This is a genomic window from Micrococcus sp. HMSC067E09 (genome assembly GCF_001812555.1).
GTDB classification, from domain to species: domain Bacteria; phylum Actinomycetota; class Actinomycetes; order Actinomycetales; family Micrococcaceae; genus Micrococcus; species Micrococcus lylae.
Genome location: NZ_KV809452.1, coordinates 108094 through 123913, shown reverse-complemented (window position 1 = coordinate 123913; position 15820 = coordinate 108094). Strand labels below are relative to the sequence as shown.

At 73.0% G+C, this 15820-nt stretch carries 9 protein-coding genes and 2 tRNA genes; 4 read left to right on the top strand and 7 right to left on the bottom strand.

What is annotated here, in order from left to right; translation table 11 throughout:
• Positions 1-5: 5 nt before the first annotated feature.
• Both HMPREF2863_RS09965 and HMPREF2863_RS09960 read left to right on the top strand, forming a co-directional pair.
• On the top strand, positions 6-1220 hold the full coding sequence (locus HMPREF2863_RS09965; protein ID WP_067188859.1) for an exonuclease SbcCD subunit D: 1215 nt from the start codon (positions 6-8) through the stop codon (positions 1218-1220).
• Entirely contained in the window at positions 1217-4300 is a 3084-nt protein-coding gene (locus HMPREF2863_RS09960) for an AAA family ATPase (protein WP_070639786.1), read from the top strand. Before HMPREF2863_RS09965 ends, HMPREF2863_RS09960 begins: the two co-directional genes overlap by 4 nt.
• Before the next feature lie 139 nt (positions 4301-4439).
• Here HMPREF2863_RS09960 and HMPREF2863_RS09955 read toward each other — a convergent pair whose 3' ends face one another.
• From HMPREF2863_RS09955 to HMPREF2863_RS09925, 7 genes are all read right to left on the bottom strand, one after another.
• Positions 4440-7715: an efflux RND transporter permease subunit gene (locus HMPREF2863_RS09955; protein ID WP_070639784.1), complete on the bottom strand. Its 3276-nt coding sequence runs from the start codon at positions 7713-7715 to the stop codon at positions 4440-4442.
• 4 nt (positions 7716-7719) lie between these two features.
• On the bottom strand, positions 7720-9201 hold the full coding sequence (locus HMPREF2863_RS09950; protein WP_070639782.1) for a malate:quinone oxidoreductase: 1482 nt from the start codon (positions 9199-9201) through the stop codon (positions 7720-7722).
• A 211-nt stretch (positions 9202-9412) separates the two neighbouring features.
• Positions 9413-11098 carry an ABC transporter substrate-binding protein gene (locus HMPREF2863_RS09945; protein ID WP_067188804.1) on the bottom strand — a complete coding sequence of 562 codons (1686 nt, stop codon included), beginning with the start codon at positions 11096-11098 and terminating at the stop codon, positions 9413-9415.
• Between the two features lie 100 nt (positions 11099-11198).
• Positions 11199-11280: transfer RNA gene (locus tag HMPREF2863_RS09940), tRNA-Leu, on the bottom strand.
• Between the two features lie 64 nt (positions 11281-11344).
• Positions 11345-11824: a thioredoxin-dependent thiol peroxidase gene (gene bcp / locus HMPREF2863_RS09935; protein WP_067188798.1), complete on the bottom strand. Its 480-nt coding sequence runs from the start codon at positions 11822-11824 to the stop codon at positions 11345-11347.
• Positions 11825-11956: 132 nt separating this feature from the next.
• Positions 11957-12029: transfer RNA gene (locus tag HMPREF2863_RS09930), tRNA-Lys, on the bottom strand.
• A gap of 59 nt (positions 12030-12088) precedes the next feature.
• Positions 12089-12553, bottom strand: coding sequence for a hypothetical protein (locus HMPREF2863_RS09925; protein WP_067188796.1), 465 nt, complete (start codon positions 12551-12553; stop codon positions 12089-12091).
• A gap of 118 nt (positions 12554-12671) precedes the next feature.
• On the opposite strand from HMPREF2863_RS09925, the gene ilvD reads away from it, so the two are divergent.
• The gene (ilvD, locus tag HMPREF2863_RS09920) at positions 12672-14405 is read left to right on the top strand and encodes a dihydroxy-acid dehydratase (RefSeq protein WP_070639780.1); all 1734 of its coding nucleotides are present in this window, start codon (positions 12672-12674) and stop codon (positions 14403-14405) included.
• Positions 14406-14459: 54 nt separating this feature from the next.
• Entirely contained in the window at positions 14460-15737 is a 1278-nt protein-coding gene (locus tag HMPREF2863_RS09915; protein WP_246828875.1) for an N-acetylglucosamine-6-phosphate deacetylase, read from the top strand.
• Positions 15738-15820: the final 83 nt, after the last annotated feature.

Sequence of the window (15820 nt, the reverse complement as noted above, 5' to 3'; positions counted from 1 at the left end):
CGACCATGATCCTGCTCCACACCTCCGACTGGCACATCGGACGCTCCTTCCACGGCACCGGACTGCTCGAGTCGCAGCGCGCCGTGCTGGACCAGCTGGTGGCCACCGTGCGCGAGCGCGGCGTGGACGCCGTGCTCCTGGCCGGGGACGTCTACGACCGTGCCCTGCCTCCGGCGGACGCCGTGCGCCTGCTGGACGAGACCCTCGCCGCGATCCGCGCCGCCGGCGCCGCCGTGGTCATGACCAGCGGCAACCACGACTCCGCCGTCCGCCTCGGCTTCGGCGGCGCCCTCATGGAGGCCTCCGGCGTGCACCTGCGCACCGACCCGGAGCGCCTGGCCGAGCCGATCCTCCTGGAGGGCCGGGACGGGGAGCGGGCCGCCGTGTACGGCATCCCCTACCTGGAACCCCGCCATCTCGGGCAGGAGTGGGGTGTGGACCCGCACCACACGCCGGTGATGCAGGAGGCCGTGCGCCGCATCCGCGCGGACCTCGCCGCGCGTCGGCAGGACCCCGACGGCGGCCCGCTCGCCTCGATCGTGCTCGCCCACCTCTTCGCCGCCGGCGGCCAGGGGTCCGAGGGGGAGCGGGACATCGGCGAGGGCGAGCACCTGGACTGCGGCGCCGAGGACCCCGAGGCGCTCGTCGGCACGCTCGGCCAGGTGCCCGTCAGCGTGTTCGACGGTCTCGACTATGTGGCCCTCGGCCACCTGCACGGCCGTCAGACCATGGCCGAGCACGTGCGCTACTCGGGCTCCCCGCTGCCGTACTCCTTCGGCGAGTGGCAGCAGGACAAGGGCGGCTGGCTCGTCCACGTCAGCGGCGGCGACGTGACCGCGGTGGAGAAGGTGGACTGGCCCGGAGGGCGGCAGCTCGCCGTGCTCTCCGGACCGACCGCCGAACTGCTCGAGTCCGCCGAGTTCGACTGGGCCGAGGACCGCTGGGTGCAGGTCACGGTCACAGACGACGAACGCCCGGAGAAGGCGCTGGAGCGCCTGCGCGCGCGCTACCCGCACGTGCTCGTCTTCCGCCACGAGCCCGCCGGCGGGCGCAAGGAGCGGGAGAAGACCTACGCCCAGGCGCTGCGGGACGCCCCGTCCGACCTGGCCCTGACCACCGGCTTCGTGCACCACGTGCGCGAGCGCGCTGCCACCGAGGAGGAGACGGCCCTGCTGGACGCCGCCCTCTCCGCCGCCCGTGTGCAGGAGGTCCAGGCATGAGGATCCACAGCATCCGCCTCACCGGGATCGGCCCGTACGCCGAGACCCAGGACGTGGACTTCGAGGCGCTCAACAGCGCCGGGCTGTTCCTGCTGGACGGTCCCACCGGCGCCGGCAAATCCACCATCCTCACCGCGCTCTGCTACGCCCTCTACGGCTCCGTGCCGGGCGGCCGCTCGCCCGATTCCCTGGTCACCACGCTCCGTCCCGCCGGCACTGTGGCCCCGGAAGTGCTCGTCGAGTTCACCGTCCAGACACGGCGCTTCGAGGTGCTCCGCTCGCCCCGCCACGCGCGTCCCAAGAAGCGGGGCAAGGGCACCACCACGACCCCGGCCTCCGTGTCCCTGCGCGAGCTGAAGGACGGCGCCTGGACGGCGCCGCTGACCCGCGCGGACGAGGTCGGCCAGCAGATCGCCTCCGTGATGCACCTGGACGCCGAGCAGTTCATGCAGGTCGTCATGCTCCCGCAGGGCCAGTTCGCGCGCTTCCTCACGGCCACATCGGACGAGCGCAGGGACCTGCTCCGCCGGCTGTTCGGCACCCAGCGGTTCGACGGCGTGGAAGAGCACCTCAAGGCCGAGGCCGACCGCCTGGACAGCCGTGCGGCCGCGGACAGGCAGATCGCGCAGAGCGCGCGCGAGCAGCTGCGTGAGGCCGCCCGCGAGGAGCTCGGCCAGGACTGGCACGACCCCGCCCCCTATCCGGAGGACGACGACGACCTCCTGACGCTGGTCGCCGAGCGGGCCGACGCCGCCCACGCCGCGGCGAAGACCCGCCAGGACGAGGCCGAGGCCGCCGAGAAGGCCGCACGCACCGCGCTCGAGCAGCTGCGCCGCACCGGCCAGGCGCTCGAGGCCGCCGCGGGTTGGGCGGTCCGGGACGAGGACCATCGGTCGAAGGCCGAGGCCACCGCTGCGGACCGGACGGCCGTGGAGGCCCACCGCCGCGCCGAGGCCGTGGTCACCGCCGCCGCTCGCGCCGAGAAGGCGGCGGGCGCCGCGGAGTCCGCCGCCGCCCAGGAGGAGGCTGCCCGCGAGCGGGCCGAAGCCGACGCCACCGCCGCCGGATGGCTGGCCGCGGCCCGCGCGGAGCAGGGGGAGGTGCAGCAGGGCGAGCAGGCAGAGGCCCGGGAGACGGTGCAGGAGGAACGTGCCCGGAAGGCCGTGCGCTCCGCCGTCCAGGCCGGCGCCTCCGCCGCCGATGCGGTCGCCGCGGCCCTGAAGGACCGCATCCGCATCGGACGGCTGCAGGAACAGCAGGCCGCCGCCGCGCAGCGTCGTGAGGCCATCGTGGGGGAGCGCCGGACCGCGGAGACCGAGCGCGACGCCCGGGCTGAGGAGGTCGCCGCGCTGCGGGAGGAGGTCGAGGCCGGCGCCGCGAAGCTCGGGGCCCAGGACGCCGTGGACGCGGAGCTGGCCGCCGCGCGGGCCCGTCGCAAGGCGGCCGAGACGGCCGCTGCCCGCGCCGCCGAGCTCGAGACCGCCGAGGCCGCCCACACCCAGGCTCGCCAGGCCGAGGAGAAGGCCGCCCAGCGGCGCCTCGACCTGCTCCGGTCCCGCTACGAGCAGGCCGCCTCCGAGCTGGCCGCGCAGCTCGAGGACGGTCATCCCTGCCTGGTCTGCGGCTCCGTGGAGCACCCCCGGCCGGCCGACCCCGTGGACGAGGACGTCACCGAGGCCGCCGTCCAGCGGGCCGAGAAGGCCCTGGAGAAGGCGTCCGCCGCCACCGCCGCGGCCGCGGCCGACGTGACCGCCGCCCAGGCCCGCCTCCACGAGGCGCAGACCGCCGCCGGCGGACTGGGCGTGGACGAGGCCTCGGAGGCGGTCTCGGCCGCTGAGACGGCCAAGCAGGAGCTGGCCGCCGCCAAGCGTGCACTGGCGGCGACACGCCGCCGTCTGACCACGGCTCAGACGAAGCAGGAGTCCGTCGCCGCGCTCCTGGCCGAGCTGGCCACCGAGGACGGCAAGCTCGAGGAGCAGTCCGCCCAGCGTGCCGAGCGCATCGCCGATCTCGAGGAGTCCGTCGCCGCGGCCGCCGGCGAGGGCGGGGACCTGGAGGCGCGCCGGGACGCCGTCGTCGCCGCCCGGTCGCTGCTGGAGAGCCTCGACGAGGCCCTCGGCCGCCGTGCCTCCGCCGGCGCTCTGGCCGCCCAGGCCGAGGACGCACTGCGTTCGGCGCTGGCGGAGAAGGACTTCGCGGACGTGGCTGCGGCCCGTGCCGCCCGCCTCTCGCCCGAGGACGCCGCCGCGAAGGAGGCCGCCGTGCAGGCCTACGCGCGCGAGGAGTCCGCGCTGGCCGAGCTCGCCGCCACCGCCCTGGTGGCCGAGGGGCGCCGGCTCCGGGCGGAGGGGACGCAGGCGCCGGACGAGGCGCAGACCGCGGCCGCCGTCGAGCGTCTGCAGGCGGCCGAGGCCGCCTCCCGGGAGCAGGGGGCCGTCGTCGGCTCGCGGGCCGCCCTGGTGTCCGCCGTACGCCGGCAGTCCGCCGTCCTGCGCGAGGTCCTGGGCCGGGCGGCGGACCTGATCGCCGAGCACGAGCGCGTCACCGGCCTGCTCGCCCTGGTGCGCGGCTCCGGCGAGAACCGCCTGAAGATGCCGCTCACCAGCTACGTGCTGGCCGGGCGCCTCGAGGAGGTCGCCGCCGCGGCCTCCGAACGCCTGCGGAAGATGACCGACGACCGCTACTGCCTCGAGTACTCGGACGCGGTCGGCGGGCGCGGCAACAAGGGCCTCGAGATCGTCGTGCGCGACCACTATGTGGACGAGGTCCGGCACCCCTCCACCCTGTCCGGCGGCGAGACCTTCATGGCCTCCCTGTCCCTCGCCCTGGGTCTTGCGGACACCGTGCAGGCGGCCTCCGGCGGCATCGAGCTGGATACGCTCTTCGTGGACGAGGGGTTCGGGTCCCTGGACACGGAGACCCTGGACGAGGTGATGGGGGTCGTGGACTCCCTGCGCACCGGCGGCCGCACCGTCGGGCTCGTCAGCCACGTCGAGCGCATGAAGAACGACATCCCCACCCGCCTGGCCGTCACCAAGCACCGCCGCGGCTCCTCGCTCGCCGTCCACGACGGAGACTGAGACCGGGTGTGGGAAGGGCCTCGAGCGCGCAATCGAAGGCCCTGGTCGCGTGGGTCGGTGGCGCAGCGTCGGCAACGGCGCTCAGGCGGTGCCGCGGCCGGCAACGCTGCTCAGGCGCTGCCGACGTCGGCAGTCACGCTCAGGCGGTGCCGCGTCGCCGCAGGGAGAACGTCTTCAGGCGCTCGCGCAGGCCGCGGCGCCGACGGCCCGGAGCGGGGGCGGGGTCCCCGGCACCGGCCTGTGCGGCCGCCGCGGCCTCGCGCAGCTGTCGTTCCCGCTCGGCCCGTGCCTGCTCGATCCGGGACTGCTCCGCCCGGCGGCGGCGCTCGCCGCGGGCCTCCGCGAGCCGGTAGAGCACGGGCAGCACGACCAGCGTCAGCACCGTGGAGGACAGCAGGCCGCCCACCACCGCCACCGCCAGCGGCTGCGAGATGAAACCGCCGTGGCCGGTCACGCCCAGGGCCATGGGCATGAGCGCCAGGATGGTCGCCAGGGCCGTCATGACCACCGGGCGGACGCGGTTCAGCGCACCCAGCTCGATCGCCTCGTCCAGCCCGAGCCCCACATCCCGGCGGTACTGGTTGATCAGGTCGATCAGCACGATCGCGTTCGTCACCACCACGCCCACCAACATGAGCATGCCGATCAGGCTCGGCAGCCCCAGGGAGGTGCCCGTCACCAGCAGGGCGATGAACGCGCCGGTGGCTGCGAACGGGATGGAGACCAGCAGCACGAACGGCTGCAGCAGCGAGCGGAACGTCGCCACCATGACGACGTACACCGCCGCCACCGCCGCCAGCAGGGCCAGGCCCAGATCCCGGAACGTCTTCTCCTGCTGGGAGGCGGCGCCCCCGATCTCCGCCGCGACGCCCTCGGCGAACTCCATGCCGTCGAGGGCCTCACGGACAGCCGCGGCGGCCGCGCCGAGGTCGTCGGAGCCGGGAGTCACGGACACCACCGCGGTCCGCTCGCCGTCGGAGGAGGTCACGCTCGCCGGGACGTCCTCCTGGCGGACCTCTGCCAGCTCGGACAGGGCCACCGGCCCCGTGGGTGTCATGACCTCGACGGCCTCGAGCTCGGCGCGAGAGGTGACCGGCTCGGGATCGCCCAGGCGCACGGTGTAGTCGGTGAACCCGAAGCGCACCTGGCCAGAGGGGACCGCATCCAACGCGGCGGCCACCTGGCCGGAGACCGCCTCCTCGGTGAGCCCGGCGGCGGCCGCGGCCTGCGGGTCGACCTCGACCTGGAAGGTGGGGCGGGTGTCTGTGGCCGGCGTGGTCACCTCGCGCACCCCCTCCAGGCCGCGCATCCGGTCCGCGACCTGCTCCGCTGCGGCGGACAGCTGCTCCGGGGTCGGCGCGGTGACCGTGACCTCGATGTCCGAGCCGCCGAAGCCCTCGGCGGGGGAGACCTCCACCTCGCCCACGTCCTGCAGACGGGCCAGCCTGCCGCGCACCTCGTCCTGCAGGGCGGGCTGGTCCACGGCCGGGTCGGTGACCACGGTGAAGCTGGCCTCGTCCGTGGCGCCGCCGCCGAACATCGCCATCATCCCGGCCGAGCCGACCGTGAATTGCACATCCTGCACGCCCTCGGTTCCGCGCAGGGCCTCGTCGACCTTCTCTGCCGCGGCGGTCGTGGTCTCCAGCGAGGAGCCTGGACTCTGGCGTGCGGTGACGGTGAAGGAGTTCTGGCCCGTGTCGCCCAGCAGGTTGGTGGGCAGCAGGGGGACGAGGGCCCCGGTGCCGACGAGCACGGCCAGCGCGGCGGCGATCGTGGTCTTCGGATGAGCCTGGGTGCCGCGGAGCACCGGGCGGTACGCCCGGGACAGCCAGGAGGCGTGGGCGACCGGGCGAGCGGAGGGCGAGGGGCCGTCGTCGACACGCCGCTGAGTGGCCGCCTGTCCCGCTGCCTGCCGCGACGCCGTGCCGCCGAGGAACCAGAAGGACAGCACCGGCACGATCGTCAACGCCACCAGCAGGGAGACCAGCAGGGCCAGGGACATGGTCACGGCGAACGGCCGGAACAGCTCGCCGGCCAGGCCGGAGACGAACGCGACCGGGAGGAACACCGCCACCGAGGTGAGGGTGGAGGCGGTGATCGCCAGACCGACCTCGCCGGTGCCGCGCACGATCGCCGTGCGCCGATCCTCGCCGAGGCCGAGGTGGCGGCGGATGTTCTCCACCACCACGATCGAGTCGTCCACCACACGGCCGATCGCGATGGTCAGCGCGCCCAGCGTGAGCATGTTCAGCGAGTAGCCGGACAGCCAGACGCCGATCAGCGTGGCCAGCAGCGACAGCGGGATCGAGACCGCCGTGACCAGGGTGGAACGCAGGGAGAGCAGGAAGACGGCGATCACCAGGACCGCGAAGCCCAGGCCCAGGACGCCCTCCAGGAACAGCGTGTCGATGGACTGCTGGATGAACGGGGCCTGATCGAAGACCACCGTGAAGCGGGCGTTGTCCCCGACGACGCCCTCCAGCTCCGGCAGGATCTCCTCCACGGCCTCGGAGACGCGCACCAGATCAGCGTCCGGGGTGGCGGTGATGCTCAGGGACAGCGTGTCCACGCCGTTGGTGCGGGAGACCGATGTGGGCTCGGCCTCGGCCATCGAGACCTCCGCGACATCGCCCAGGGCCGGGGGAGCGCGGTCCGGGGAGGAGGACTCGCCGTCCGCGGGCACCAGCACGATGCCCTTCAGATCCTCGATGTCCTCGACCGGAGACCCGGCCTGGACGGGGAGCGTCAGCGAGCCCTCCGTCACCTGGCCGATGGGGAACAGGCCGGCGTTCTCCTCGAGTGCGGTGACGATGTCCTGCGTGGACAGCCCCGCGGCGGCGAGCCCCGCCTGGTCCGGGACGATCGAGACGTACTCCTGTGTGCCGCCGGTGACCTCCGCGCCGCGCACGCCCTCCAGACGCTGCAGTCGGGGCACCGCCACGTCCTCCACCCGCTGCCGGGTGCGGTTCAGGTCCGAGTCCGAGGACACCGCGAGGAACATCACCGGGAAGTCGGAGAACGAGCCGGCGAAGGAGGTGGTCTCCGCCTCGTCCGGCAGCTGCGGGGCGAGGTTGGAGACGGCGCGGTCGACCTGACCGCGGGCACGGTTCAGATCGGTCCCGTACTCGAACTGCAGGAGCACGGCGTTGAAGCCGTTCGACGAGGTCGACCGCGTCGACTCGAGCCCCTCGACGGCCTGGAGGGCACGCTCGAGGGGTTCGCCGACGGCGTCGTCGACGACCTCGGGGCCGGCACCCGGATACACCGTGGTGACGGAGATCACCGGCAGCTCCAGCGACGGGACCAGCTCCTGCTTGAGCTGACCCGCCGCGATCACGCCGAACACGGTGCAGAACACCGTGACCAGCGCGATCAGCGCGCGGTGTGCTAGGGAGAACCGCGCGAGAGCCCTCACGAGGTCAGTTCAGCTGCAGGGCGGAATCGGTGGCCGAGCGCACCTTGTCCAGCAGGGCACGGTCCTCGTTGAGCTTGCGGCCGTAGGACGGCACCAGCGCCTCGAACTGCGGCTTCCAGGCGTCCATCTTGGCCGGGAAGCAGCGCTCCAGGAGGGACAGCATGATCGGCGCTGCGGTGGAGGCGCCCGGGGAGGCGCCGAGCAGGGCGCTCAGGGAACCGTCGCCGTGGGTGACGACCTCGGTGCCGAACTGCAGCACGCCGCCCTTCTTCTTGTCCTTCTTCATCACCTGGACGCGCTGGCCCGCGGTGATCAGCTCCCACTTCGAGCCGTCGGCCTCCGGGAAGAAGTCCTTGAGGGTCTCGACCTTCTTGTCCTGGGACTTCAGGACCTCGGTGACCAGGTACTTGGTCAGGTCCATGTTGTCCTTGGCCACGGCGAGCATCGGCACCAGGTTGTGCGGACGGACCGACAACGGCAGGTCCAGGTAGGAGCCCGACTTCAGGAAGTTGGTGGAGAAGCCGGCGTACGGGCCGAACAGGAGGGAGCGCTTGCCGTCGACGAAGCGGGTGTCCAGGTGCGGCACGGACATCGGCGGGGCGCCGACCTGGGCCTGGCCGTAGACCTTGGCCATGTGCTGGGACACGATCGACTCGTCGGTGCAGCGCAGGAACTGGCCGGACACCGGGAAGCCGCCGAAGCCCTTGGCCTCCGGGATGCCCGAGGCCTGCAGCAGGTGCAGGGCGCCGCCGCCGGCGCCGATGAACACGAAGCGGGCGCGGTCGGTGAAGGACTCGCCGGCGGCACGGTTCTTCACGCCGACCTCCCAGCGGCCGTCGGTGCCGCGGGTGAGGCCGGTCGCCTTGTGGCCGAAGCGCACGTCCACGCCGGAGTCGGCCATGCGGGTGACGAGCTGGCGGGTCAGGGCGCCGAAGTCGACGTCGGTGCCGCCGGCCACGCGGGAGGCGGCCAGGCGCTTGCCGTCGTGGCGGCCGTTGATGAGCAGCGGGGTCCACTCGCGGATCTTCTCCGGGTCCTCGGTGTGCTCCATGGTCTCGAACAGCGGCTGCGCGGACATCGCCTCGTAGCGGGCCTGCAGGTAGTCGGCATGGTCGTCGCCCCACACGAAGGACATGTGCGGCAGCGGGTTGATGAAGGACTTCGGGTCCTTCAGGGTGCCGTCCTGCACGAGGGAGGACCAGAACTGGCGGGACACCCAGAACTGCTCGTTGATGCCGAGGGCCTTGGTCGGGTCCACGGTGCCGTCGGCCTGGCGGGGTGCGTAGTTCAGCTCGCACAGGGCGGCGTGGCCGGTGCCGGCGTTGTTCCACGGATCCGAGGACTCCAGGCCGGCCTGGTCCAGGTTCTCGTAGAGGGCGATCGACCAGGTCGGCTCCAGCTTCTGCAGCAGGGTGCCGAGCGTGGCGGACATGATGCCGCCGCCGATGAGGACGACGTCGTGCGTGGTGGTGGTCTGCGTGGTCACGAAAAACAACTCTCCGAGGTCAAGGACGCGGATGCGGGTGCGGGTGGGACCCGGTCCCGACCACCGTGGACGGGAGGTCTGCGGGGTCCGTCCGCTCGGGCCCGAGTCTACTACCGCGGACGCCGCGCCCACGTCCTGTCACCGGCATGACGGGACTCACTCCGACGGGCCGGGTCTGGCGGCCCCGGACGCACTCCGGGCAGGTGCCGCTTCAGTCGGCGGAGAGCCGGACGGAGGAGTAGTGCTCGTCCAGCAGCGGGGAGGTCGGGTAGGCCTGGACCCGGGCGCCCACGGCGGCCGCGGAGATCGGGTAGACCAGCGGCAGCACCGGGAGGTCGAGGGCGAGGGAGGCGAGGATCTGCCCGAACACCTCGCGACGGCGATCGTCGTCCTCGGCCAGGGCCGCGCGCTGCAGCAGCCGCTGCACGTGGGGGTTCGCGTAGTTCGTCTCCGCGGCGTCCGAACGGCAGAGCGGCTCGATGAAGGCGTGGGGGTCGCGGAAGAGGCCGTCACGGCTCATCAGGTGCAGCGCTCGGCCCTCGCGCTCACGGACCGTGCGCTGGTAGTCCTCGTCCGCGGGCACAGGCACGGGCACGATGTTCAGCCCGATCTTCCCGAGGTCCTCGGCGATCCGGGCGTAGACGAGTTCCGGGGTGGGCAGGGACGGCCGGCCGGTGCCGGTCGGGTAGAGGAACTCGAGCGGCTCGCCCTCGTAGCCGGCCAGGTGGAGCAGGTCGCGGGCCTCACGGGGGTTGATGTCGTAGCGCTCGGCGTCCTCGTTGGCCACGCCCAGGGTCGGCGGCACCACGTCATGGGCCATCGAGGTGCCGTCCAGGAAGAGCCCGGAACGGGCGAGGGCCGGCCGGTCCACGCCGTGCGCCACGGCCTGCCGGACGTAGAGCGAGCCCATCACCGGGTGCGCCATGTTCATGCCCAGGTAGAGCACGGACAGCGGGTCACGCTGCAGGACCTGGGCGCCGGACTCCACGAGCGGGCGCAGCTGCGGCGGGGAGACCACGTCGATGACGTCCGCATGGCCGCGGCGGAACTCGCGCAGGCGGGTGCCGACCCGGCCCCAGGAGGCCACGATCACCGGGGACGCCTGCGGGCGCTCACCGCGGTAGGTGGAGCTGGCGACCAGCACGGCGCCTCGGCGCACCGCCGAGGCGGCCGAGAGGGCCGCGTGCGACTCCTGTGCCGTGGCCCAGCGATAGGGCCCCGTGCCGGCGGGGGAGGAGACGCTGCCCTCGGGGGTATGGGCGGTGCGTTCCCAGGACTGGGGCGAGGAGATGGCGAAATGCGGTGCCGTCAAGGCCATCGCCAGATGTCGCAGCGGCGTGCTGAGCGTCAGCCGCAGGGTCAGCTCGTCCTCGACCTCGACGGAGTCCAGACGGCAGTCCTCCTCGCCCAGGTGGGCGCCGAAGACGGAGACGAAGGGGGAGGCGGTGACGTCCTCGCGCTCATCCTTCGCCGCCCAGCGCTCCACGTTGGCCGCCACGGCAGCCGCATCGCACGGGGTGTCATCGGAGAACACCACCCCCTCGCGCAGGCGGAAGCGGTGGATGCGACCGTCGGCGGTCACCTCGTGGCTCTCGGCCAGGGCGGGCACGGCCTTGCCGGTCTCCGGGTCCACGCCCAGCAGGGTCTCGAACACCTGGCGGGAGAGGCGGAAGGTCTCCGAGTCCCACTGCAGGTGAGGGTCGCGGGAGGTGAGACGCCCGGGGGAGCCGACCACCAGGGTTCGGCCGCGGGGTCCGGTCGCCGCGACTGCGCTGGAGGAGGCGCTCGGCGAGGGGGTCGGCGAAGCCGGGCGGCGCAGGTCCTCGGTGCAGCCTGCCGCGGCGAGGGCGAGCCCGGACAGGCCCAGGCCCAGGGCGGCACGGCGCGACAGCTCCATGGCAGGCCTCCCTCGGTGTCGTTCGGTCTTGGCGCCGTCCCTGCGGCGGGGCACCCTGGTGCGGTGTCCTCCGGACGGACGCGGCCGTCGTCGTGACGAGTGCGGGCGGGGGGACTCGAACCCCCACGTCGTAGGACACTGGAACCTAAATCCAGCGCGTCTGCCAGTTCCGCCACGCCCGCGCGGACGGGCCGCGCTGGACGGCCCGGTCAGGGTGCCCAGTGTATCGGCCCGGACCGGGGCGGATCAGTCGACCCCGAGGGCCCTGCGCAGGCGCTCCACGTGGCCGGTGGCCTTCACGTTGTACTGCGCGAGGCTGACCTTGCCGGCCGGGTCCACCACGATCGTGGAGCGGATCAGGCCCTCGTAGGTCCTGCCGTAGTTCTTCTTCTCGCCCCAGGCGCCGTAGGCCTCGGCCACCGCATGGTCCTCGTCGGACAGCAGGGGGAAGGTCAGGCCCTCCTTCTGGGCGAAGCGGATGATCTTGCCGATCGGGTCCGGGGAGATGCCGAGCACCACGTAGCCGGCGGCCTTGAGGGAGGCGAGGGAGTCGCGGAAGTCGCAGGCCTGCTTGGTGCAGCCCGGAGTGGAGGCGGCCGGATAGAAGTAGACGATGACGTTCTTGCCGGCATGGTCGTGCAGGGAGACGGGGCGGCCGTCCTGGTCCTGGAGGGTGAAGTCGGGTGCGGTGTCCCCGACGGCAAGGCGGGTGTTCTCGGTGGTCATGGCTCCACTCTGACACATGCGGTCCGCGCCCGCCCCGGGAGGATGAGGCGTTTCTCACACCACCGATCGCGGTGCGGGCGCCCGGGACGACGAAGGGCCCGTCACCTCGCGGTGACGGGCCCTTCTGGTGTGTGCGCCCCCCGGGACTTGAACCCGGAACCTGCAGATTAAGAGTCTGATGCTCTGCCAATTGAGCTAGAGGCGCAGGCCATGCTCCGGACCGTTCCTTTCGGACTCGCTCCGTTGCAACGAGAGAAGACTCTATCAGGCCTTCTTGCGAATGTCCACATCGGCGTAGAGACCGTCGAGCTCGTCCATGAATCCGGACATGAACTCGTGGAAGTCCGCGGCGTCGTCGGACTGGTCCAGCTCGGCCACGCCGGTCTCGGAGAGGTCACCCACGTGCACGCGGCAGCGGGGGGAGACCTCGAACCAGGTGCGGAAGCCCGTCACCGTCTCCAGCTGATAGCCGCTGCCCGTGTCCGCGACGGTGGCCACGTTCCCCAGGGAGACCGTGGAGACCTCGCTCGGGTCCGCATCGTCCTCCACCACCGGGCGTGACGGATCGACCGGGCACAGCACGAGCTCCTGCGGGGCGCGCCGGTAGCCGATCACGTACGGCGTGGCCGTGCCGGAGGTCTGGCCGTAGACGAGGTTGTAGTCGCCGTGGTTGAAGACCCGAGCGTCGAACACGCCGCGCAGCCGTCGTTGGAGGGTGAGCGAGTCCATGTCTCCAACGTACGTGAGGCCGTCGGCGGGGCAGTGCCGTGACAGGTCACGATCCGATTGCATGTCATCTGGCGGACGCGACCGTCTCACTGCCGCACGCCGTCCCTATGATGTGCGCATGGACACCACCTCGAAGGCTCAGGACAGCACTGCAGGGTCGGCGGAGGTCGACGCCAGGCCTCGCTCCCGCGACGTCACCGACGGCAAGGAGCGCACCGCCGCCCGCGGCATGCTCCGCGCGGTCGGCATGGGGGACGAGGACTTCGATAAGCCGCAGATCGGCATCGCCTCGTCCTGGAACGCGATCACCCCGTGCAACCTCTCCCTGGACCGCCTCGCCCAGGCCTCCAAGGACGGCGTCCATGCCGCCGGCGGCTTCCCGCTGGAGTTCGGCACCGTGTCCGTCTCGGACGGCATCTCCATGGGCCACGAGGGCATGCACTTCTCCCTCGTCTCCCGTGAGGTGATCGCCGACTCGGTGGAGACCGTGATGATGGCCGAGCGCCTGGACGGCTCCGTCCTGCTCGCCGGCTGCGACAAGTCGTTGCCGGGCATGCTCATGGCCGCCGCCCGCCTGGACCTGGCCTCCGTGTTCGTCTACGCCGGATCGACCATGCCGGGCGTGGCCCGCCTGACCGACGGCACCGAGAAGCAGGTCACCATCATCGACGCCTTCGAGGCGGTCGGTGCCTGCGCCCGCGGCCTCATGTCCGAGGAGGACCTGCTCCGCATCGAGAAGTCCATCGTGCCGGGCGAAGGCGCCTGCGGCGGCATGTACACCGCCAACACCATGGCCTCCATCGGCGAGGCGCTCGGCATGTCCCTGCCCGGTTCCGCCGCCGCCCCGTCCGCGGACCGCCGCCGCGACGCCTTCGCACGCCGCTCGGGCGAGGCCGTGGTGACCATGCTCCGCCAGGGCATCACGGCCCGGGACATCATGACCAAGCCCGCGTTCGAGAACGCGATCGCCGTGACCATGGCGTTCGGCGGGTCCACCAACGCCGTGCTGCACCTGCTCGCCATCGCCCGGGAGGCGGGCGTGGACCTGCAGCTGTCCGACTTCAACCGCATCGCCGACCGCACCCCGCACATCGCAGACCTCAAGCCGTTCGGCCAGTACGTCATGACGGACGTGGACCGCATCGGCGGCGTCCCGGTGGTCATGAAGGCCCTGCTGGACGAGGGCCTGCTGCACGGGGACACCCTCACCGTCACCGGCAAGACCCTCGCCGAGAACCTGGCCGCGCTCGACCCCGACCCGGTGGACGGCAAGGTCATCCGCACCATGGACGACGCGATGCACCCCAACGGCGGCATCGCGATCCTCCACGGCTCGCTCGCTCCCGAGGGCGCCGTCGTGAAGTCCGCCGGCTTCGACGCCGACATCTTCGAGGGCACCGCCCGCGTCTTCGACCGCGAGCGCGCCGCCATGGACGCCCTCGAGGACGGCACCATCACCGCCGGCGACGTCGTGGTCATCCGCTACGAGGGGCCGAAGGGCGGCCCGGGCATGCGCGAGATGCTCGCGATCACCGGCGCGATCAAGGGCGCCGGCCTGGGCAAGGACGTCCTGCTCATCACCGACGGCCGCTTCTCCGGCGGCACCACGGGCCTGTGCATCGGCCACATCGCCCCGGAGGCCGCTGAAGGCGGTCCGATCGGCCTGGTGCAGGACGGCGACCGCATCCGCGTGGACATCGCCGGACGCTCCATGGACCTGCTCGTGGATGAGGCCGAGCTGGCCGCCCGCCGCGAGTCCTGGGAGCCGGTGCAGCCGAAGTTCACCACCGGCGTGCTCGGCAAGTACGCCAAGCTCGTCCACTCGGCCGCCGAGGGCGCCTACCTGGGCTGAGGCCCGGGTCCCCAGGTCCTCGAGGCCATGACGCCGACGCCGCCGACCGCCCCCGTGCCTGACGCCGGGGGCGGTCGGCGTGTGCCGGGCGCGGGCCCCTGCATCCTGCGCGCCGCGCACGTCCATGACGGGGACGTGATGCACGACGACGGCCGCCTCGCCCTGGACGGCGGCCGCGTCCTGGCCGTGTGGTCCGGTCCGGGTCTGCCGCCGGCACGCTCCGCGTCGACCGTCGTCGACGGCCCGGGGGAGGGCCCTGCGGCCGCGGGCGAGCCGAGCGCAGGCAGGGCGCTCGCCGCACGCCTGGCGGGGGCGCCGGTCCACGATCTCGGCGACGTGGTCCTCGCACCGGCGCCGGTGGACATCCACTGCCATGGCGCCGGGGGTGCGTCCTTCTCCGAGGGGCCGGAGGCGGCCCGCCACGCCGCGGCGACGCTGCGGGCCCACGGCACGGCGCACGTCGTGGCCTCACTCGTGAGCGAGCCGGTGCCCGTGGTGGAGCGCCAGGTCCGTGCCCTGGCCCCGCTCGTGGCCGAGGGGGTGCTGGCCGGGCTCCATCTCGAGGGGCCGTGGCTCGCCTCGGACCACCGCGGCGCACACGACCCAGCGGCGCTCTGCGCTCCGACACCGGCCGACGTGGACCGGCTGCTCGCCGCCGCCGACGGGGCGCCGCTGATGGTGACACTCGCGCCCGAGCTGCCCGGCGGCCTCGACGCGGTGCGGCGGCTGGCGGAGGCGGGGGCCGTCGTCGGGGTCGGACACACCGCCGCCGACTACGGGACCACGCTGCAGGCCATCGAGGCGGGGGCCACCGTGGCGACGCACCTGTACAACGGCTGCCGCCGACCGACCCACCGGGACCCCGGTCCTGTCCTTGCGCTCCTGGAGGGTGCCCGGGCCGGGTTGGTGACGATCGAGACGATCGCAGACGGCGTGCACCTGCATCCGGCCGTGCTGCGCCGCACCGCCGCCGAGGCGGGCCGGCGGTGGGCGATGGTCTCCGACGCGATGGCGGCCGCCTGCTGCGCGGACGGCGACTACCGGCTCGGGCCCCTCGCGGTGACGGTCGCCGGCGGTGTCGCCCGGATACTCGGCGGGGGCCGGGAGCCCGGGGCGATCGCCGGCTCGACGGTCACCCTGGCAGGCTCCGTCGAGCACGCCGTGGCCGCCGGGATCGGCTTGGAACAGGCGCTGCGTGCCGTCACCGCGGTGCCCGCCGACGCGCTCGGCCTCGATCTTGGCAGGCTGCGCCCGGGTGTCCCCGCACAGGTGCTCGTCACGGACCTCGTCGGCCGCGCTGTTCACGATCCGGTCATGGATCCCGCATGGTGAGACGTCCCCGCGGACACATGGCCGGGGTCGCCGCGCTGCGCGGATAGTGTGACCCAGGAGACCACCCGTCGCGTCCGTCCCCC

Excerpts from the sequence above, each read along its gene's own strand:
- HMPREF2863_RS09965 (WP_067188859.1), top strand. The coding sequence starts at position 6 with ATGATCCTGCTCCACACCTCCGACTGGCACATCGGACGCTCCTTCCAC.
- HMPREF2863_RS09960 (WP_070639786.1), top strand. The coding sequence starts at position 1,217 with ATGAGGATCCACAGCATCCGCCTCACCGGGATCGGCCCGTACGCCGAG.
- HMPREF2863_RS09945 (WP_067188804.1), bottom strand. The coding sequence starts at position 11,098 with ATGGAGCTGTCGCGCCGTGCCGCCCTGGGCCTGGGCCTGTCCGGGCTC.
- bcp (WP_067188798.1), bottom strand. The coding sequence starts at position 11,824 with ATGACCACCGAGAACACCCGCCTTGCCGTCGGGGACACCGCACCCGAC.
- HMPREF2863_RS09925 (WP_067188796.1), bottom strand. The coding sequence starts at position 12,553 with ATGGACTCGCTCACCCTCCAACGACGGCTGCGCGGCGTGTTCGACGCT.
- ilvD (WP_070639780.1), top strand. The coding sequence starts at position 12,672 with ATGGACACCACCTCGAAGGCTCAGGACAGCACTGCAGGGTCGGCGGAG.